Origin of the sequence: Pseudomonas sp. IT-P218, assembly GCF_949767605.1 — a bacterium.
Taxonomy (GTDB): Bacteria; Pseudomonadota; Gammaproteobacteria; order Pseudomonadales; family Pseudomonadaceae; genus Aquipseudomonas; species Aquipseudomonas putida_AE.
The window spans coordinates 357528-377148 of record NZ_CATKQQ010000044.1 but is presented as its reverse complement, the minus strand read 5'-3'; the positions used below and the strand labels follow the sequence as shown (position 1 = coordinate 377148).

The window sequence follows — 19621 nt, the reverse complement described above, 5'->3', positions numbered from 1 at the left end:
CACTCACGATATCCGTTCTTCGGATACCGCAGCGTCCTGCATTCAAATTTTCAGGAGTCAGCAATGAATACAATAACAAGCGTGGCCGATACTCCTTCCCATCATTCCCCGTCGGAATCGGTTTCGCCCGTCAGATTTCGACAATCCCTGGGTCTTACCGCCCTGGTCCTCTTCGGCTTGGCGTACATGGTCCCGCTGGCGGTGTTCACCACCTATGGCCTGGTGACCCAGATGACCAAGGGCCACTTGCCCACCGCCTACCTGCTGACCCTCGCCGCCATGCTGCTGACCGCCTACAGCTACGGACGCATGGTGCAGGCGCATCCGTATTCGGGGTCCGTGTACTCCTATACGCGCAAGGCGTTCGGCAGCTACTTTGGCTTCATGGCCGGCTGGACCTTGTTGCTGGACTACATCTTCCTGCCGTTGCTCAGTTATCTGCTGATCGGCATCTACATGTCCGAATACTTCCCCGCGGTTCCCGCTGCGGTGTGGGTGCTCGGCTCCATTGCCCTGGTGACCTTCCTCAACCTGATCGGCATCGAATCCATCACCCGGGTCAACCTGTTGCTCGTGGTTGTCCAGTTGGTCTTCATCGTGGTGTTCGTTGCGTTGTCGATCCACAACCTGGGGGATCAAACAGAGCCGGTTTCGCTGCTCGCACCCTTCCATCATGAAGGCTTCAGCGTTCCGTTGATCATGACCGGCGCAGCGGTCCTGTGCCTGTCCTTTCTCGGCTTCGACGCCGTGTCGACAATGGCCGAGGAGACACCCAACCCACGGCGCCTGATCCCCCTCGCGATCATGGTGGTGAGCCTGCTCGGTGGCCTGCTGTTTGTCCTGGTTTCGTATTTCGCGCAAATGGTCTATCCGCAATGGAACACCTTTGCCGACCCGGACTCGGCGTCGCTGGACGTCATGCGCCGCGTGGGTGGAGAACTGCTGGTGACCGCCTTTACCGCCACCTATGTGGCCGGCTGTTTTGCCTCGGCGATGGTCTCCCAGGCCAGCGTCTCCCGGGTGCTGTTCGCCATGGGCCGCGATGGCGCGCTGCCTCGGGTGTTCGGCAGGCTGGTCTCGAAGAAGCGCGTGCCGGCCACCGCGATCATGCTGGTCAGCCTGTTCTCCCTGATTGCCCTGTTCATCACCCTCGATACCGTGGCCAACATGATCAGCTTCGGCGCGCTCTTCGCGTTCTCGGCGGTGAACCTGGCGGTCATCAAGCATTATCTGGTCGACCAGAAGCTGCGCGGCACCCGCAACTGCCTGCTATACGGCGTAGTACCGGCCCTGGGGTTCCTCAGCACTATTTGGCTGTGGACCAGCCTGTCCAGCATGTCGTTCATGATTGGGCTGTGCTGGATGGGGTTGGGGCTGCTTTGTTTGCTGGGCGTAACGCGTGGGTTCCGGGTGAAGCTGCCGGAGTTGCAGATGGCGGAGTGATCGGAGCGCAGAGGCCGGACTGCGCCCGCCGTCCCTCGTGATCGCCGACCAGGCTTTCACGGGGGGCTTACAGGGGAGCAAACCATAGAAAGCAAAAAACCCGCACCAGGCGGGTTTTTTGTGTGCTTTCAGGTGTGCTTGGCATCACCTGAAAACGGAAGGTGGTGCCCAGAGACGGAATCGAACCGCCGACACGGGGATTTTCAATCCCCTGCTCTACCGACTGAGCTATCTGGGCAACGGGGCGCATTAAACTGGTTTTTCAGGGGGTCGTCAAGCAAGTTATCAAGAAATATTTAATTATTACCGTCGCTTACGATCCGGCCCCCGATTTCAAGGGCTTACTCCGCAGGCGGAACGTAGCCTTCGGCCTTGGCGTATTCCTCGCCGGAGAAGTACTTGTCCATCTCGCCCTGAAGATATTTGCGGTCTTCGGCGTTCATCATGTTCAGGCGCTTTTCGTTGATCAGCAGAGTCTGGTGTTTTTGCCAGTCGGCCCAGGCCTTGGCCGAGACGTGGTCAAAAATGTCCTGGCCTTTGGCACCCGGGAATGGAGCACGCTCCAGGGCGGGCAATTCTTCTTTGTACTTGCGGCACATGATGGTGCGGGTCATGACGACTCTCCTGCGTTCAATACGACGGCCGCGCGTTCGAGCAAGGTCTTGACCGGGGCGGCAAGGCCCAGGCGCGGCGGGGTGGCGAGGTTATACCAGAGCCAGTCGGCCTCGGCCACGTGATGGCCGGCCTCCTGGACCTGAACCAGCCAGGGTTCGATGGATAACTGGAAATGGCTGAAGGTGTGCACCAGGTTCGGCAGTGCCTGCTGGTTGCCCAGCGCCAGCGAGTGCTGCGTGGCGAGGTGTTGCAGGTCGTCGAGGTCATCGAGTTCCGGCAAGCTCCATAAACCGCCCCACAGGCCCGTGGAGGGGCGACGGTAAAGCAGGATCGCACCTTCGGCATTGGCGAGCATCGGCATCAGCGTGCGTTTCTGCGGGATGGCTTTGCGTGGTTTGGGAATCGGGTAGCGGGTTTCCAGGCCGAGCATGTGCGCTTCACAACCCTTTTCCAGCGGGCAGAGCAGGCAGCTCGGCTTGCTGCGAGTGCAGAGCGTGGCGCCCAGGTCCATCATCGCCTGGGTGTAGGCGTTGACCCGATCGTGCGGCGTAAAGCGCTCAGCGTTTGCCCAGAGCTGTTTGGCCACCTTGGGCTCGCCCGGGTAGCCCTCTTGTGCGGTAAAGCGCGCCAGCACCCGTTTGACGTTGCCGTCGAGGATGGGCGCGCGCAGGCCCATGCTGATGCTGGCGATCGCGCCGGCCGTGGACAGGCCGATGCCGGGCAGGTCGGTGAGTTTTTCAACATCACGTGGAAACTCACCGCCGTACTGCTCGACGACGATCTTCGCGGTCTTCTGCAGATTGCGTGCGCGGGTGTAGTACCCCAGGCCCGTCCACAGGTGCAGCACTTCGTCCTCGGGCGCCGCGGCCAAGGCCTCGACCGTCGGCAGCGACGCCATGAACCGGTCGAAGTAATTCAGCACGGTGCTGACCTGGGTTTGCTGCAACATGATTTCCGAGACCCACACCCGATACGGGGTGATGCCCTGTTGCCAGGGCAAGTCGTGACGGCCGTGGCGGTCGAACCATTCCAGTACCGCCGATGAAAACTGCTCGGCTCTCATCGCTTGAACAGCCCCTTGAGTGCGTCCTTGAGTTCCGGGCTGACCTTGTCGCCCAGTTTCTCGTCGATTTTTTCGCCAATGCGCTCGCCCGCCAGTTTGCTCGCGACCTGACCCATGCGTTCGTTGTCCAGGCGACAGGCCTTGGCGCCAAGCTCCAGCGGGCCGCGGCAACGCAGCGGCCACTGGATGCCGACAAACTTCTCGTTCACCTGGCAAGCCGGGTCCGGCATGTCGCTCTTGTCGCCTTCGACGATGATGCCCACGCGGTAATCCATGCCCAGGACGCGCAGGTCGACGTCGCCGTCGCCGTTGACGGTCATGCCCGGGATACGCACTTTCAGGTCCGGGTTGCTGGCGACGCCGTTACGGAAGGTCAGGTTGCCCTTGAGCTCCTGGAACGGTGTGTCCTTGCCCCGCGGCTCGCCGCTGAGGGACTTGCGGTTGAGTGTGGCGATGCCTTTGCACAACTGCTGTTCGAGGTTGGCATTGAGCAGCACGCCGTTGTTGATGACGAAACTGGCGTTGCCGTTGAGGGTCTCGATCAGCGCTTTCTGGCTGTTGCCGCTACCGGTGAGGGTGCTGTTGAGCGTTACCAGGCCCTTGACCGGTGGTTCCTTGCCCTGGCTTTCGAGGATTTTTTCCGCGGGCACCCGGCTGATTTGCGTCTGCATGTTCAACACAGGTGCCTGCTGGCGCACATCGAGGGTGCCTTTGGCATCGAAGTTGCCCTCGTACAGGTCACCGCGCAGGCTCGTCAGGGTCAACAGTCCGTCCTGGCCGTTGGCCTTGAGTACGGCGTTTTTGATCGGCAGCTTTTCCAGGGTCAACTGGCCGAAGGTCAGGTCGGCGTCTACATCCAGCTTGGCCAGGCGCTCCACCGGCAACAGGCGTTCGTTACTCCATGCTTCCTTGGTCGGGGATTGCGGCAGCGGTGTGCTGCCGGCCCCGGCCATGGCATCGGCTTCGGTGCTGGCGACTTCGGCCTGGCGCACTTGCTTGGCGCTGTTGGCCTCGGCCGATTTCGGCGGCAGGTAACGGTCGACGTTGAAGGTGTCGGCCTTGAGGGTTGCGCGCAGGGATTGCTTGGCAAAGTCCTCGACGGCGATGCGACCAGTGAAGGTGCTGTCGTCGACTTTCAGGTTGAGGTCATCCAGCGTGAGGCTGGAAGGCGTGCCGGCCAGGCGCGTGGCCACTTCGACCTTGCTCAGGCTGCCTTCAGCCATGGCCGGGAGTTTCTGGCCGATGCTGTCGACGAATTTCGCCAGGTCGAACTGGGCAATTGACAGCCCGCCGCTGACCTGTGGGGTCTTGTCCAGGTCATTGACCTTCAGCTCACCCAGCGCTCGCAGTTGGTTGGCGGAGACCTTGATCCCGGTCCATTCGGCGACGTTGGCGGCCTTGTCCAGCAGCAACTGACCCTGGGCGGCGAAGGTCATGGTCTTGCCTTGCAGCGGATCGCCGGCGACTTCGCCGGACAGCTTCATGTCTTCGAGCTTGTAGCGCTGTAGCGCACGCTCGAAACGCAGTTCGCCGGCGAGCTCGGTGCGCACCCGCAGAACCGGCTGGTTGGTGCCCAGGAATGCTGTGAGCTTGACCGGTATATTGGTGGAATCGTGCACCGGGCCGGTACTGAGCTGGATGCTTTCGGCGCTGAATTGCTTGCCGGTTTTCTCGTCGCTGTATTCAACGCGGGCGTTGTTGACGGTCAGGCTGTCGATGTCCAGGCGAATCGGCTGGGCCGGTTTTTCCACCTGGGCGGTGGTAGGCGATTCAGGTTCGCCGGTGGTCTCGGCAGGTGTGCCCGTGGTTGCAGGCTTGGGCACCTTGCCGATGTCTTCCCAGTTGCCGTGGCCATCCTTGTCGCGGTTCAGGCGCAGGTTCAAGCCTTCAACGCGCACGTCGCTCATCTGCACCTCACGGCGCAGCAACGGCAGCACGCGCACCGACAGGCCGAGCATCTGCAGGTCGGCGAACGGATCGGCGGGCTTGGCCAGGGTGGCGACCGCCGCATCGTGCAGCTCCAGGCCCAGCCACGGGAACAGGCTCCAGCCGATATCGCCATTGAGCGTCAGCTCGATGTGGGCCTTGTCGCGGGCTATCTGGCGTATCTCGTCTTTGTAGTCGTTGGGATCGAAGAGGTGGGTCAGGGCAAAGCCCAGCGCCACTACGATCAGCAACAGCCCGAGAAGTACCAGACCCAGGATTTTGCCGAACGCTTTCATGGGCGAGTCCTTGTAGTTAGTCGAATTCGAAATTTAGCCGGGGAGTATAGCGCTCCGCCGCGAGCGACCGGGCAGATCACATGACAGAGCGTCGAGCATCCAGGCAAAAAGTAATTTTTTCCTACAAATTCGGCGCAGTACCGAAGAAGTTGTTCAGCCGTTCGACAATGCCCGGAAGGGAGGTTCCTTCAGTGGCAGGAAAACAGACAACATAGAAATCATGATGTCAGTTTGGTTTTTCGCTCGCTGGCAAATGCTACTCTTCACCCGTTCGTCCGTCCCTGCGCGGCATGATGTCGCACAAAAAAACAGCTTTTCCCTGAAAAAACGGTCATGTCTGCGTGCATTGAGACTGAGGGAGAAGAGTGGCTGGCGAACCTGAATAATAATTGGGGGATACACAATGACCACGAGCATCACGGCGGACGGCCTTCAAGTCGGCCAGCCCGCGTTCCTGTCCAAGGAACGCATCATCGCCAGGCCCGGTTTCAACCGGTGGCTGGTGCCACCGGCCGCGCTGGCCATCCACCTGTGCATCGGCATGGCCTATGGCTTCTCGGTGTTCTGGTTGCCGCTGTCCAAGGCGCTGGGCATCACCGCGCCAGTGGCTTGTGCACCGGACATGGGCTTCATCGCCCAGGTCTTTTCTTCGCAATGCGACTGGCCGATTTCGATGCTCGGCTGGATCTACACCCTGTTCTTCATCTTCCTGGGCTGCTCGGCAGCCATCTGGGGTGGCTGGCTGGAACACGCCGGGCCGCGCAAGGCGGGTGTTGTCTCGGCCCTGTGCTGGTGCGGCGGTCTGCTGATTTCCGCGCTGGGGGTCTATACCCACCAGATCTGGCTGATGTGGATCGGCTCGGGGGTCATTGGCGGTATCGGCCTGGGCCTGGGTTACATCTCGCCGGTGTCGACCCTGATCAAGTGGTTCCCGGACAAACGCGGCATGGCGACCGGCATGGCGATCATGGGCTTCGGCGGGGGCGCGATGGTCGGTGCCCCCCTGGCGGCGGCGTTGATGAGCCATTTCGCTTCACCGACCAGTGTCGGCGTGTGGCAGAGCTTCCTGGTCATGGCCGCGATCTATTTCGTGTTCATGATCGGCGGTGCGCTGTCCTATCGTGTACCGCCTACCGGCTGGAAACCTGAAGGCTGGACGGCACCTGCGAAAAAAGCCTCGAACGCGATGATCACCCACCGTCATGTGCATGTGAATGTGGCGTGGAAAACGCCACAATTCCGCCTGGTATGGCTGGTGCTGTGCCTGAACGTATCGGCGGGCATCGGAATCCTCGGCATGGCTTCGCCTCTGTTGCAGGAGGTGTTTGCCGGCAAGTTGCTGGGTAACGGCCTGGCATTTGGCCAGCTGGATGCCTCGCAATTGGCCTCGATTGCGGCGATCGCCGCTGGTTTCACCGGTTTGCTGAGCCTGTTCAACATCGGTGGCCGGTTCTTCTGGGCATCGTTCTCGGATTACCTGGGCCGTAAAAACACCTATTTCGTGTTCTTTGCCCTGGGTTTCGGGCTGTATGCATTGATCCCGAACCTCGGTCATCTGGGCAACGTTGCGCTGTTCGTGGCGGCGTTCTGCATCATCCTGTCGATGTACGGCGGTGGTTTCGCGACTGTCCCGGCGTACCTCGCGGACCTGTTCGGTACGCAAATGGTCGGCGCGATCCATGGTCGTCTGCTGACGGCCTGGGCTGCTGCCGGCGTGCTGGGTCCGGTGCTGGTGAACTACCTGCGTGAGTATCAGCTGAGCATCGGCGTTGAACGGGCCGCGGCTTACGACATCACCCTGTACATCCTCGCGGGCCTGCTGGTGTTGGGCTTCCTGTGCAACCTGCTGGTTCGTCCGGTGGCCGACAAGTACTTCATGACCGACGCCGAACTGGCTGCCGAACAGGCGCTGGGTCACGACAAAGGGGCTGACAGCAGTACGTCGCTGGAGTGGAAAGCGGCGGCGGGTACCAAGCCTCTGGCGCTTGCTGCGTGGTTGGTGGTGGGCATTCCGTTGGCGTGGGGTGTTTGGGTGACGCTGCAGAAGACGGCGGTACTCTTCCACTAACACCCAACCATGTGGGAGCGGGCTTGCTCGCGCAAGCGGTGTGTCAGTCAACATTCATGTGTCTGAAAATCCGCTTTCGCGAGCAAGCCCGCTCCCACATTTGATCTCCACTGGACGCAAATACTGCGTTTCGACTGCTTGTACTGACATGTACACCATTGGCCGTAGTGGATTCACTCCGTCAGCGATATCACCTCCCGTGTTTCTGTTTCGCGCCCGCGCCCCTATAATGGTTGCCTTTTTCGCCCAATGATTTTGCGGAGCTGGTGATGGCCGAACGTATGGCGTCAGTCGAGCGCGACACTCTGGAAACCCAGATCAAAGCCTCGATCAACCTGGATGGCACCGGAAAGGCCCGATTTGATATCGGTGTCCCTTTTCTTGAGCACATGCTGGACCAGATCGCCCGTCACGGGCTGATCGACCTGGATATCGTCAGCAAAGGCGACCTGCATATCGATGACCACCACACCGTGGAAGACGTCGGTATCACCCTGGGCCAGGCATTCACCAAAGCCATCGGCGACAAGAAAGGCATCCGTCGCTACGGCCACGCCTACGTGCCGCTCGATGAAGCGCTGTCGCGCGTGGTGATCGACTTCTCCGGCCGCCCAGGCCTGCAGATGCATGTTCCGTACACCCGTGCCACCGTCGGCGGCTTCGACGTTGACCTGTTCCAGGAATTCTTCCAGGGCTTCGTCAACCACGCCAACGTCACCCTGCACATCGACAACCTGCGTGGCCACAACACCCACCACCAGATCGAAACCGTGTTCAAGGCTTTCGGCCGCGCGCTGCGCATGGCTGTGGAGCTCGATGACCGCATGGCCGGGCAAATGCCTTCGACCAAGGGCGTCCTGTAATGCAGACAGTCGCGGTTATCGATTACGGCATGGGCAACCTGCACTCGGTGGCCAAGGCCCTCGAGCACGTCGGTGCCGGCAAGGTCCTGATCACCAGCGATGCCAACGTGATTCGCGAAGCCGACCGGGTGGTTTTCCCCGGCGTTGGCGCGATTCGCGACTGCATGGCGGAGATCCGTCGCCTGGGTTTCGATTCGCTGGTGCGTGAAGTCAGCCAGGACCGTCCGTTCCTCGGCATCTGCGTGGGCATGCAAGCCTTGCTCGAGCGCAGTGAAGAGAACGACGGCGTCGACTGCATTGGCTTGTTCCCGGGCCAGGTGAAGTTCTTCGGCAAGGATCTGGTCGAGGATGGCGAGCACCTGAAAGTCCCGCACATGGGCTGGAACGAAGTGAAGCAGAAGGTCAGTCATCCGCTGTGGCATGACATTCCGGACCTGGCGCGTTTCTACTTCGTGCACAGCTACTACATCGCCGCCGGCAATGCCCGGCAGGTGGTCGGTGGCGGTCACTACGGGGTCGACTTTGCCGCAGCGCTGGCCGAAGGCTCGCGATTCGCCGTGCAGTTCCACCCGGAGAAAAGCCATACCCATGGCCTGCAGTTGCTGCAGAACTTCGCCGCGTGGGATGGTCGCTGGTAAATGGCCGTCAAGAAGAAGCCGCCGATCCTGACCCTCACTCCCGAGCAGGAGAGCGAGGCCAATCGCAAGATCAAGCGTTTCATGGAAGATCGCTTCGAGCTCGACCTCGGTTCGTTCGAGGCGGCCGAGATTCTTGAGCTGTTTACCCGTGAAATTGCTCCGCACTATTACAACAGGGCGATTTTCGATGTGCAGACGCACCTCAAAGAGAGGTTCGAAAGCATCGAAAGCGACCTGTGGGCGCTCGAGAAAAACTGATTTCCGAGCCAAGCTGAACATTCGAATTTGAAGGTTTGCCAGATGCTGATTATTCCCGCTATCGATCTCAAAGACGGTGCCTGTGTTCGTCTGCGCCAGGGCCGCATGGAAGATTCCACAGTGTTCTCCGATGACCCGGTGAGCATGGCTGCCAAGTGGGTGGAGGGCGGTTGCCGTCGTCTGCATCTGGTCGACCTGAACGGCGCGTTCGAAGGCCAGCCGGTCAACGGCGAAGTGGTCACGGCGATTGCCAAGCGCTACCCGAACCTGCCGATCCAGATCGGCGGCGGTATCCGCTCCCTGGAAACCATCGAGCACTACGTGAAAGCGGGCGTGAGCTACGTGATCATCGGCACCAAAGCCGTGAAGGATCCGGCCTTCGTTGCCGAAGCCTGCCGTGCGTTCCCGGGCAAAATCATCGTGGGTCTGGATGCCAAGGACGGTTTCGTCGCCACTGACGGCTGGGCCGAAATCAGCACCATCCAGGTGATCGATCTGGCCAAGCAGTTCGAAGCCGACGGCGTGTCCTCGATCGTTTATACCGACATCGCCAAAGACGGCATGATGCAGGGTTGCAACGTGCCGTTCACCGCCGCGCTGGCCGCTGCCACGAAGATTCCGGTGATCGCTTCCGGCGGCATCCACAACCTGGGTGACATCAAGACCCTGCTCGACGCCAAGGCGCCAGGCATCATCGGCGCGATCACCGGCCGCGCGATCTACGAAGGCACCCTCGACGTCGCTGAAGCGCAAGCTTTCTGCGATTCGTACAAAGGCTGAGGACTGACCATGGCGCTGGCCAAACGCATCATCCCTTGCCTGGACGTGGACAACGGCCGGGTCGTCAAAGGTGTGAAGTTCGAGAACATCCGCGATGCCGGTGACCCGGTGGAAATCGCCCGTCGCTATGACGAGCAGGGTGCCGACGAGATTACCTTTCTCGACATCACCGCCAGCGTTGACGGTCGAGACACCACGCTGCATACCGTCGAGCGCATGGCCAGCCAGGTGTTCATTCCGCTGACCGTGGGCGGTGGCGTGCGCACCGTGCAGGACATTCGCAACCTGCTGAATGCCGGTGCGGACAAGGTCTCGATCAACACCGCAGCCGTTTTCAACCCGGAATTCGTCGGCGAAGCGGCGCAGCATTTTGGTTCGCAATGCATCGTGGTCGCGATCGATGCGAAGAAGGTCTCGGGACCTGGCGAAACCCCGCGCTGGGAAATCTTCACCCATGGCGGTCGCAAGCCAACCGGCCTCGACGCCGTTGAGTGGGCGAAGAAGATGGAAGGCCTGGGGGCCGGTGAGATCCTGCTGACCAGCATGGACCAGGACGGTATGAAAAATGGCTTCGATCTGGGCGTCACCCGCGCCATCAGCGATGCGTTGGGCATTCCGGTGATCGCTTCCGGTGGTGTCGGCAACCTGCAGCACCTGGCCGACGGCATTCTCGAAGGCCACGCCAGCGCAGTATTGGCAGCGAGCATTTTCCACTTCGGTGAATACACCGTTCAGGAAGCCAAGGCATACATGGCACACCGCGGGATTGTGATGCGCTGAACAAACCGCTGCAGGCCAGTGGACATCATGGCGGGCTCAGGGCACTCTTGGGCACGCCATGGATTTCGGTAGCCAGACATGTTTAAAACCATTCTTCTTGTCCTCGCCAGCGCTTCCTTGTTGCTCCTAGGTAGTGCGCGCGCGGCAGACAGCTCCGCCACAGAGCTGGTGTTGCTGACGGAAAACTTCCCGCCCTACAACATGGCCAGGAACGGCAAGAACTTCGCTCAGGACGAGAACATCAATGGCATCGCCGTGGACATCGTTCGTGAGATTTTCAAGCGCGCCGATATCAGCTATAGCCTGACCCTGCGTTTTCCGTGGGAGCGGGTCTACAAGCTGGCACTGGAAAATCCCGGCTACGGTGCATTCGTGATGGCGCGTTTGCCGGACCGCGAGCGGCTCTTCAAGTGGGTCGGGCCGATCGGTCCGGATGACTGGATCATGCTGGCCAAGGCCGACAGCAAAATCTCCCTCGAAACGCTGGAAGACGCGCGCAAGTACAGGATTGGCGCGTACAAGGGCGACGCCATTGCCATGACGCTGGCCAAGCAAGGCTTGAAGCCGGTGGTGGTGCTGCGCGACCAGGACAACGCGAAGAAACTGGTCAACGGCCAGATCGACCTGTGGGCCACCGGTGATCCGGCTGGACGCTACCTGGCGCGTCTGGAAGGCGTGAGCGGGCTAAAGACAGTGCTGCGCTTCAACAGCGCCGAGCTCTATCTGGCGTTGAACAAGGATGTGCCGGACGATACGGTGGCCAAACTGCAGGCGGCGCTGGATCAGATGCGCAAGGAAGGCAAGGTGGACGAGATCATGGCGCAGTATCTGTAAGGTAGATCAAAAGATCGCCGCCTGTTGTAGCTGCGGCAGGCTGCGATCTTTTCAGCGGTAAACCCCATCCTTTCCATGCGCAGCCGTCGCGCGATTACCGCGCACGCTGATCATCTGCTTGATATCAATCCACTCGATCCCTTGAGCTTTCAGCTTCGGCAACTCGCGCTCCAGCACCGCCAGGGTCTGCGGATACGGATGCCCGATCATCACCGCTGATCCCTGCTTGTGAGCCAGGCTGATCGCTGTCTGCAACTGGGTGTAAATTGCCGCTTCAGTGCGCTCATCATCCAGGAACACATCACGCGAAACGCTCGCCAATCCGATCTTCTGCGCCTCGGCGGCGGCCACCGTCTGTGCGCTGGTGCGGCTATCCAGGAATAGCTTGTGTCGACGCTGCAAGTCAGCCATCAACCAGGCCATGGCCGGTCGTTGGGCGGTCATGCGGCTGCCCATATGGTTATTGATGCCGGCGGTGTAGGGCACCACCTCAAGGGCTGCGTTCAGGCGTTTCTCAAGCTCGTCGATGGGCAAGTCAGGACGCCAGGCGAACGGCCCGGTGGCCGGGTCCATGGGCATGTGCAGGATGACGATCTTGCCGGCGCGATGGGCTTCGCGGGCGAATTCGGTGGCGTGGGGAGTGTCAGGCATGATCGCCGCGGTCACAGGGCCCGGCAGGGCCAGTACCTGGCGATCCCGGGGCAGGCTCTGCCCCAGGTCATCGATGATCAGCGTGATATAGGCCTTTTGCGGGGCGGGCGCTGCGTGAGCAACACTCGCCAGGCAACACAACAGCCCCAAGGCTAACCGCAGTAGCATCTCAGCGGCCGGACGTGATGCTCAGCCCTTTGAGCAGGCTCAGGGCCTGGGCCAGTTGGTAATCGTCGTCCTGCGGCATCGGCTTGGCCTTGCCGCCGGAACTGCTCGGCTTGTCGGCGCCGCCGTTGCCATTGCCCAGGTGACCCTGCAGATCGGCTTCCTTGAAGTAGTCGCCGTCTTGCTCGTTGGTGATCTTGGCCCTGCGCACTTCGATGTCCGGGATGATGCCCTGGGCCTGGATCGAGCGGCCGTTTGGCGTGTAGTACAGCGCCGTGGTGATCTTCAGGGCGCGCTCGTTGTTCAGAGGCAGCACGGTTTGCACCGAGCCTTTGCCGAAACTCGGCGTACCCATGACCACCGCACGTTTCTGGTCCTGCAGGGCGCCGGCGACGATTTCCGAGGCCGAGGCGCTGCCGCCGTTGATCAGCGTGACCATCGGCACGGCTTCGCTTTCGTCCTTGCCGGTGGCGGAGAAGCGCAGTTCGGAGTTGGCGATGCGGCCCTTGGTGTAGACGATCAGGCCCTTGGTGATGAAGTGGTCGACCACTTCCACCGCCGCTTGCAGCACGCCGCCCGGGTTGTTGCGCAGGTCGAGGATGATGCCGTTGAGTTTCTTGCCGTTGTCTTTGCGCAGCTTGGCCAGGGCCTTGGACACTTCTTCGCCGGTCTTGACCTGGAACTGGGTGATGCGGATGTAGCCATAGCCCGACTCGAGCAACTGGCTCTTCACGCTCTTCACCTGAATGATGGCGCGGGCCAGGGTCACATCGAACGGGGTGCCGCCGTCGCGGACCAGGGTCAGGGTGATTTTCTGGCCGATCTTGCCGCGCATCTTGTCCACGGCTTCGGTCATGGTCTGGCCGCGAGTGGGCTGGCCGTTGATCTTGACGATGAAGTCGCCCGCCTGGATGCCAGCCTTGGAGGCCGGCGTGTCATCGATCGGCGACACCACCTTGATGAAGCCGTCCTCGGCGCCGACTTCGATGCCCAGGCCGCCAAACTCGCCGCTGGTGCTTTCCTGCAGTTCAGCGAAATCTTCAGGGCCCAGGTAGGCGGAGTGCGGGTCAAGGTTGCTGAGCATGCCCTTGATCGCGTTTTCCAGCAGGGTCTTGTCGTCTACCGGTTCGACATACGCGGCCTTGATCCGATCCATGACCTCGGCAAAGGTGCGCAACTCTTCCAGCGGCAATGGCGCCTTGGTGGTCGCGGCAGTGCCCGCAGGCGCGACTGCGGGGGCCGGCTGAGCGGCAAACGCCAGAGGCGCGCCGATCACCAGGGCGATCGCCAGGGCCAACGAGGTAAGGCGGGACAAATACAGCATGTCGAACGAACTCCTAATGTAGGTGACTCAGCGCCTATCCTTGCGCGCGGCACCATTGCGCCGGATCACTCGGGTGACCCTGCTGACGAATCGCAAAATACAACGCTGGTGTGTCCTGCCCGCCACTGTTACCGACAGTGGAGATGGATTCACCGGCTTTTACCACGTCACCCGCAGACTTGAGCAGTGTCTGGTTGTGACCATAAAGACTCAAAAAACCGTTACCGTGGTCGAGAATCACCAGCAGCCCGGCACCGCGCAACCAGTCGGCGAACACCACGCGACCGCCATGCACCGCGTGCACGGTGCTGCCGGCAGAAGCGCCGATCATCACGCCGTCCCACTTGGTCCGGGTATCGTCGCCACGGCTTTCACCGAAGCGTGCCAACAGTCGACCATCAACCGGCCACGGAAGTTTGCCGCGGGTAGACGCAAATGCACCGCCAAAAGTTTCGCCTGAGCTTGAAACCAATGCGCCGGGTGTTGATTTAACGGGTTTGCGTGGGGCGTCATCGCTGGCATCTGCCTGCGCCTGGGCCTCACGTAAACGCTTTTTTTCGGCTTCCTGCTGGGCAATCAGCGCTTTCTGTCGCGCCTCTTCTGCCTCACGAGCCTGGCGGGCCAGGGTTTCCTCAATGGTTTTAAGGACTTTAGACAGGTCTGCCTGATCCTGCTCACGGGCTGCCAGTTTCTGGTCGCGAGCCTTCACGTCTTCGTTGAGCTTGGCCAGGACTTGCTGGCGCTCCTGGCGAACCTTCTCGAGTTCGCCACGCTGGGTTTCGAGGCTGCTCTGCTGCACCAGCAATTGCGCTTGCTGCAGGCCGATGTCTTTTTCGACATTGGCCAGCTGGCGCAGGGTTTCGTTGAAATTCTTCAGCTGCTCCAGGCGGGCCTGGCTCAGGTAGTCGTAATAAGTGAGTGTGCGGGCGAACTTCTCGGGGTTCTGCTGGTTGAGCAGCAGTTTCAAGTACTCCTGGCGGCCGTTCTGATAAGCCGCGCGGGCCTGGATGGCGATCAGTCGCTGCTGTTCAGTGCGCGCGCTCTGGAGTTTTTTTTTCTCCGCATCGAGTCGCTGCAACTCGGATTCGCTTTTCTGCAGCTCTTTTTGCAGGGCTTCGACCTGCTTTTCGAGCTTGCCCATCTCGGTCTCGGTGCCCTTGAGGTCTTTCTGTACGCCGGACTTTTCTTGCTGCAGCTTGCCCAGCAGTTTTTTCAGCTCGGCAATGTCCTGACGCGTGGCGTCCAACTGTTGCTGGGTTTGCGCGCGCTCGTCGGCGAAGGCCGGTTGGAGCAGGCAAGTCAGGGCAAGGGCTATCAGGACGCGGAGCATAGAGGCGGGCGACACCAGGGAAAGGGACGTCCTAGTATGCCCGCCAAGCGCAGCAAAAAAAATGCCCATTTCTGACTGTGTGATGACTGGACCCAAAAACACCCTAAAACCAATGTGGGAGCGGGCTTGCTCGCGAATGCGATGGGTCAGGCGACGACGATGTCGACTGATACTGCGCATTCGCGAGCAAGCCCGCTCCCACAGGGTTTTATGGTGTTCGGGATATCCTGGTCAGACCAGAATCGAAGTCCCGGTCATTTCCGCCGGTTGTTCCAGGCCCAGCAGTTTCAGCATGGTCGGTGCCACGTCCGCCAGCACGCCGCCTTCGCGGACTTTCAGGTCGCGCTTTCCGACATAGATGAAGGGCACCGGCTCGGTGGTGTGCGCGGTATGGGCCTGGCCGGTGGCCTCGTCGGACATTTGCTCGACGTTGCCATGGTCGGCGGTGATCAGGGCTTCGCCGCCGACTTTATCCAGCGCTTCGACGATGCGGCCGACGCAAAGGTCCAGGCACTCGACCGCCTTGACCGCCGCTTCGAACACGCCGCTGTGGCCAACCATGTCGCCGTTGGCGTAGTTGACCACGATCACGTCGTAACGCTGGTTTTCGATGGCGTCGACGATGCGGTCGGTGACTTCCGGTGCGCTCATCTCCGGCTGCAGGTCGTAGGTGGCGACTTTCGGCGACGGGATCAGGATGCGCTCTTCGCCCGGGAAAGGTTCTTCACGACCGCCGGAGAAGAAGAAGGTCACGTGGGCGTATTTTTCGGTTTCGGCGATGCGCAGCTGGGTCTTGCCGTTTTTCGCCAGGTAGTCGCCCAGCACGTTTTCCAGGCTGCCGGCAGCGAAGGCCGAAGGTGCAGGAATGCTGGCGGCGTATTGGGTCAGCATGACGAAGCCGGCCAGTTTTGGCTGACGGGCACGCTCGAATTCCTTGAAATCGTCTTCGACGAACACGCGGGTCAGTTCTCGGGCGCGGTCGGCGCGGAAGTTCATGAACACCACGGCGTCGCCGTCTTCGACCTTCACCGGCTCACCGATAGAGGTGGCTTTGACGAACTCGTCGCTCTCGCCACGCGCGTACGCGGCCTGCAGGCCTTCCTGGGCGGTGGCGGCGTTGAATTCGCCATTGCCGTCGACGATCAGGTTGTAGGCCTGGGACACACGGTCCCAACGGTTGTCGCGATCCATGGCGAAATAACGGCCGATGAGGCTGGCGATCCGGCCTTTGCCCAGGGCCTGGAAGGTGGCGTCCAGCAGTTCGATCGACGATTGCGCGCTTTTCGGCGGGGTATCGCGGCCGTCGAGGAAGGCGTGCAGGTAGATTTTTTCAGCGCCGCGCTTGGCGGCCAGTTCGGCCATGGCAACCAGGTGATCCTGGTGGCTGTGCACGCCGCCATCGGACAGCAGGCCCATGAAGTGCACGGCTTTACCGGCGGCGACGGCTTTGTCCACGGCGGCGCAGATGGTCGGGTTCTCGAAGAACTCGCCGTCGCGGATCGATTTGGTCACGCGGGTGAAGTCCTGGTACACCACGCGGCCGGCGCCGAGGTTCATGTGGCCAACTTCGGAGTTGCCCATCTGGCCATCCGGCAGGCCAACGTCCATGCCGCTGCCGGAAATCAGGCCGTTGGGCACGGTGGCCCACAAACGATCCAGTACCGGCTTCTTCGCCGCAAAGATGGCGTTGGATTCAGGGCTCTCACTGTGACCGAAGCCGTCGAGAATAATCAGGACCAAAGGTTTAGGCGTGGTAGTCATGGAGTCCGCTCGTGGCTGAATTAAAAGAGGGCGATGGAAAAGGGAGTGGCAGTTTAAAGCGAAGTTCCGGCCACGTCACCGCCGGACGGGGTTTGGCCCACCATAGTGGCTGTGTATACTGGCCGACATTTTAACGCCCTGGAACCTCCTTCGATGGTTGCTCACCTGATTGAATTTGCCACTAACCACTACATCCTCGTCGGTATCTTCGTCGTACTGCTGGCGTTGCTGATCGCCTACCAGATGCAGGGCGGCGGCCGTAGCCTGAGCACTGGCGAACTGACTGGCCTTGTCAACAAGGATGCCGGCGTGGTGATCGACATTCGTCCGACCAAGGACTTCGCCGCCGGTCATATTGTAGGCGCGCTGAGCATTCCTCACGACAAACTGGCTGCACGCGTCGGCGAGCTGGAAAAACACAAGGCCAAGACCATCATCCTGGTCGACGCCATGGGCCAGACGGCCGGTACCCACGCTCGCGAGCTGGTGAAGGCAGGTTTCACCGCCGCCAAGCTGTCCGGTGGTGTGTCCAGCTGGAAAGCCGACAATCTGCCGCTGGTGAAGTGATATGAGCAACGTCGTCGTCTATTCCAGCGATTACTGCCCTTATTGCTCCCGAGCCAAGTACCTGCTCGAGAACAAAGGCGTGGCCTTCGAAGAGATCAAGGTCGATGGCAAGCCGCAGGTGCGCGCCGCGATGGCTCAGAAAGCCGGACGCACGTCCGTGCCGCAGATCTGGATCGGCAGCACCCACGTTGGCGGTTGTGATGATTTGTTTGCCCTGGAGCGCGCCGGCAAGCTCGACGCGCTGCTCAAGGCCTGAAATTCCATACCCTATAAAAGCCCAAGATCAGAAAGGATCTGAGATGACTGACCAACAGAACACTGCAGCCAGCGAAGAAGAAACCGCACCGCAATTCTCCTTGCAGCGCATCTACGTACGTGACTTGTCCTTCGAAGCCCCGAAAAGCCCGGCGATCTTCCGCCAGCAGTGGGAGCCGAGTGTCGGTCTGGATCTCAATACCCGTCAAAAGGCTCTGGAAGGCGACTTCCACGAGGTCGTGCTGACCCTGTCGGTCACCGTGAAGAACGGTGACGAAGTGGCATTCATCGCCGAAGTGCAACAGGCCGGTATCTTCCTGATCAAGAACCTCGACGACGCTTCGATGAGCCACACCCTGGGTGCATTCTGCCCGAACATCCTGTTCCCGTACGCTCGCGAAGCGCTGGACAGCCTGGTGACCCGTGGTTCGTTCCCGGCCCTGATGCTGGCTCCGGTGAACTTCGACGCGCTGTACGCGCAAGAACTGCAACGCATGCAGGCAGCGGGCGAGACGCCGACCGTTCAATAAGCGTTCCTGAAGTCGAAGCAAGTCCAATGTGGGAGCGGGCTTGCTCGCGAAAGCGGTCTATCAGTCGACATTGATGTTGAATCTGATGACCCCTTCGCGAGCAAGCCCGCTCCCACATTTGTTTCGGGGTGTTATTTGAAATCGTTTTGGCGCCAGGCCTCGTACACGGCCACCGCGACAGTGTTGGACAGGTTCAGGCTGCGGCAGCCTTCACGCATCGGCAGACGCAAGCGTTGTTCTGCGGGCAGGGCGTCGAGCACATCGGAGGGCAGGCCACGGCTTTCCGGGCCGAACAGGAACGCATCGCCCGGTTCGAAGCTGGCGTCGTGGAACGGTCGCGAGCCCTTGGTGGTGAAGGCAAACACCCGCGGATGACCGAGGCTTTCCAGGCAGCTGGCCAAGTCCGCGTGGCGTTGCAGGGTGGCATACTCGTGGTAATCGAGGCCGGCCCGGCGCAGGCGCTTGTCGTCCATCTCGAAGCCCAGCGGTTCGATCAAATGCAGGTGGCAGCCACTGTTGGCGCACAGCCTGATAACGTTGCCGGTGTTCGGCGGAATTTCTGGTTGGAAAAGGATGACGTGAAACATGCACGGCTCCGAAGGTAAAGATGAGCGGCATTCTACGCCGCAAGCCGACCCTCGTTCGAAACTATTCCCGCGTGTGATGGCTTCACTGGCAATCGTCGGGGTCATGGTGGGGCTGATGATCGGTCGCCTGACCACTCCCGACCCCAGTCAATTGCAGCAGGTCGAGGTGACCGGTGACGGGCTGGTGGTGTGGTTCAACAACGAACCCAAGACCCACGGTGAGATCGTCGATGGCAGCGTTGCGCTGCTGTTCGAGGCTGAGGGCACGGCGCAGAAGGGCCAGCTCAAGCTCCATGACAAGAACGTGAACTGGCGCGTGCGTAAAAGTGATGGGGGATTGTTGCTGACGCTGGTGGCGGCCCGGCCCCTGCAGGGGGAGTGGACCGGTAGCGAGGTCGATGACCGCTGGCGGTTGGAGATCCATCTCCGTGAGCAATAAAAGAGGGGAATCCCCGGCCTGCCTGTACCAAGGTCCCCAAAACGGGAGGGTTCGCGCATCGCGCCTGAACCCGGTGTAAAGAGGGAATCCCCGGCCTGCCTGTACCAAGGACCCCAAAACTGGGGGGGCTCGTCGCTTGTGCGGTGTGAGCCCGGTGTAAAGAGGGGAATCCCCGGCCTGCCTGTACCAAGGTCCCCGAAACTGGGTAGTGATCTGAATCACTGATGAGACTATTGCAGGGGGCGTGCCAGCTTTTAACAAGTTGAAACAGAAAGTTGCCCGCAAGCGTCGAAAGCCCCGCAATCCGGGGCTTTCGTGTTTTTTCGATAGGGGTTCGATTGCGAACGCAGGCGTGATTTCAGATCAGTTGCCGTGCGCGATTGCGGGTCACTGTGCATTCAGTCGGTGCGCGCGGATCTGAATGTGGGAGCGGGCTTGCTCGCGAAAG

General features: G+C 60.8%; 20 protein-coding genes and 1 tRNA gene. 12 read left to right on the top strand and 9 right to left on the bottom strand.

Features of this window, described 5'->3' with window-relative positions; all coding sequences use genetic code 11:
* The first annotated feature begins 63 nt into the window (after positions 1–63).
* Positions 64–1443, top strand: coding sequence for an APC family permease (locus ACM6I6_RS22070; protein ID WP_414920705.1), 1380 nt, complete (start codon positions 64–66; stop codon positions 1441–1443).
* A 162-nt stretch (positions 1444–1605) separates the two neighbouring features.
* Here the strand turns inward: ACM6I6_RS22070 and ACM6I6_RS22065 are convergent.
* The 4 genes from ACM6I6_RS22065 to ACM6I6_RS22050 all read right to left on the bottom strand — a co-directional run bounded on the left by ACM6I6_RS22065 (position 1606) and on the right by ACM6I6_RS22050 (position 5343).
* A tRNA-Phe gene (locus ACM6I6_RS22065) sits at positions 1606–1681 on the bottom strand.
* 103 nt (positions 1682–1784) lie between these two features.
* Positions 1785–2057, bottom strand: coding sequence for an oxidative damage protection protein (locus ACM6I6_RS22060; protein ID WP_008024947.1), 273 nt, complete (start codon positions 2055–2057; stop codon positions 1785–1787).
* Complete coding sequence (gene mutY / locus ACM6I6_RS22055; RefSeq protein WP_274075144.1) at positions 2054–3121, bottom strand: A/G-specific adenine glycosylase; 1068 nt, start codon at positions 3119–3121, stop codon at positions 2054–2056. Before mutY ends, ACM6I6_RS22060 begins: the two co-directional genes overlap by 4 nt.
* Positions 3118–5343, bottom strand: a complete 2226-nt coding sequence (locus tag ACM6I6_RS22050) for an AsmA family protein (RefSeq protein WP_323606515.1) — start codon at positions 5341–5343, stop codon at positions 3118–3120. Before ACM6I6_RS22050 ends, mutY begins: the two co-directional genes overlap by 4 nt.
* Positions 5344–5746: 403 nt before the next feature.
* On the opposite strand from ACM6I6_RS22050, the gene ACM6I6_RS22045 reads away from it, so the two are divergent.
* From ACM6I6_RS22045 to ACM6I6_RS22015, 7 genes are all read left to right on the top strand, one after another.
* Complete coding sequence (locus ACM6I6_RS22045) at positions 5747–7411, top strand: OFA family MFS transporter (protein ID WP_414920704.1); 1665 nt, start codon at positions 5747–5749, stop codon at positions 7409–7411.
* A 269-nt stretch (positions 7412–7680) separates the two neighbouring features.
* Positions 7681–8274 carry an imidazoleglycerol-phosphate dehydratase HisB gene (gene hisB / locus ACM6I6_RS22040; RefSeq protein WP_007939452.1) on the top strand — a complete coding sequence of 198 codons (594 nt, stop codon included), beginning with the start codon at positions 7681–7683 and terminating at the stop codon, positions 8272–8274.
* The gene (hisH, locus tag ACM6I6_RS22035; RefSeq protein ID WP_077186145.1) at positions 8274–8912 is read left to right on the top strand and encodes an imidazole glycerol phosphate synthase subunit HisH; all 639 of its coding nucleotides are present in this window, start codon (positions 8274–8276) and stop codon (positions 8910–8912) included. The genes hisB and hisH overlap by 1 nt, the downstream gene beginning before the upstream one ends.
* Positions 8913–9170, top strand: coding sequence for a DUF2164 domain-containing protein (locus ACM6I6_RS22030; protein ID WP_095077943.1), 258 nt, complete (start codon positions 8913–8915; stop codon positions 9168–9170).
* A gap of 42 nt (positions 9171–9212) precedes the next feature.
* A complete protein-coding gene (hisA, locus tag ACM6I6_RS22025; RefSeq protein WP_027617356.1) occupies positions 9213–9950 on the top strand; it encodes a 1-(5-phosphoribosyl)-5-[(5-phosphoribosylamino)methylideneamino]imidazole-4-carboxamide isomerase in 738 nt (245 codons plus the stop codon).
* Positions 9951–9959: 9 nt separating this feature from the next.
* Positions 9960–10730 (top strand): imidazole glycerol phosphate synthase subunit HisF, encoded by a 771-nt coding sequence (hisF, locus tag ACM6I6_RS22020; RefSeq protein WP_007897430.1) that lies wholly within the window; start codon positions 9960–9962, stop codon positions 10728–10730.
* Positions 10731–10808: 78 nt separating this feature from the next.
* Positions 10809–11564, top strand: a complete 756-nt coding sequence (locus tag ACM6I6_RS22015; protein ID WP_274075149.1) for a substrate-binding periplasmic protein — start codon at positions 10809–10811, stop codon at positions 11562–11564.
* 51 nt (positions 11565–11615) lie between these two features.
* Here the strand turns inward: ACM6I6_RS22015 and ACM6I6_RS22010 are convergent, their stop codons facing one another.
* The 4 genes from ACM6I6_RS22010 to gpmI all read right to left on the bottom strand — a co-directional run bounded on the left by ACM6I6_RS22010 (position 11616) and on the right by gpmI (position 16795).
* Positions 11616–12383: a divergent polysaccharide deacetylase family protein gene (locus ACM6I6_RS22010; RefSeq protein WP_323606513.1), complete on the bottom strand. Its 768-nt coding sequence runs from the start codon at positions 12381–12383 to the stop codon at positions 11616–11618.
* Between the two features lies 1 nt (position 12384).
* Entirely contained in the window at positions 12385–13704 is a 1320-nt protein-coding gene (locus ACM6I6_RS22005; RefSeq protein ID WP_323606512.1) for a S41 family peptidase, read from the bottom strand.
* A gap of 34 nt (positions 13705–13738) precedes the next feature.
* Positions 13739–15034: a murein hydrolase activator EnvC gene (locus tag ACM6I6_RS22000; RefSeq protein ID WP_323606511.1), complete on the bottom strand. Its 1296-nt coding sequence runs from the start codon at positions 15032–15034 to the stop codon at positions 13739–13741.
* Positions 15035–15265: 231 nt separating this feature from the next.
* Complete coding sequence (gene gpmI, locus ACM6I6_RS21995) at positions 15266–16795, bottom strand: 2,3-bisphosphoglycerate-independent phosphoglycerate mutase (protein ID WP_323626197.1); 1530 nt, start codon at positions 16793–16795, stop codon at positions 15266–15268.
* Between the two features lie 153 nt (positions 16796–16948).
* On the opposite strand from gpmI, the gene ACM6I6_RS21990 reads away from it, so the two are divergent.
* The 3 genes from ACM6I6_RS21990 to secB are packed head-to-tail and all read left to right on the top strand — an operon-like array spanning position 16949 to position 18147.
* Positions 16949–17362, top strand: coding sequence for a rhodanese-like domain-containing protein (locus tag ACM6I6_RS21990; protein WP_274075154.1), 414 nt, complete (start codon positions 16949–16951; stop codon positions 17360–17362).
* A gap of 1 nt (position 17363) precedes the next feature.
* Positions 17364–17618: a glutaredoxin 3 gene (grxC, locus tag ACM6I6_RS21985; RefSeq protein ID WP_008058538.1), complete on the top strand. Its 255-nt coding sequence runs from the start codon at positions 17364–17366 to the stop codon at positions 17616–17618.
* Positions 17619–17661: 43 nt separating this feature from the next.
* Positions 17662–18147, top strand: a complete 486-nt coding sequence (gene secB / locus ACM6I6_RS21980; RefSeq protein ID WP_274075155.1) for a protein-export chaperone SecB — start codon at positions 17662–17664, stop codon at positions 18145–18147.
* Between the two features lie 131 nt (positions 18148–18278).
* Here the strand turns inward: secB and trmL are convergent, their stop codons facing one another.
* Complete coding sequence (gene trmL, locus ACM6I6_RS21975; protein WP_274075156.1) at positions 18279–18734, bottom strand: tRNA (uridine(34)/cytosine(34)/5-carboxymethylaminomethyluridine(34)-2'-O)-methyltransferase TrmL; 456 nt, start codon at positions 18732–18734, stop codon at positions 18279–18281.
* On the opposite strand from trmL, the gene ACM6I6_RS21970 reads away from it, so the two are divergent.
* The gene (locus tag ACM6I6_RS21970) at positions 18733–19173 is read left to right on the top strand and encodes a hypothetical protein (RefSeq protein ID WP_406592344.1); all 441 of its coding nucleotides are present in this window, start codon (positions 18733–18735) and stop codon (positions 19171–19173) included. The genes trmL and ACM6I6_RS21970 overlap by 2 nt on opposite strands.
* Positions 19174–19621: the final 448 nt, after the last annotated feature.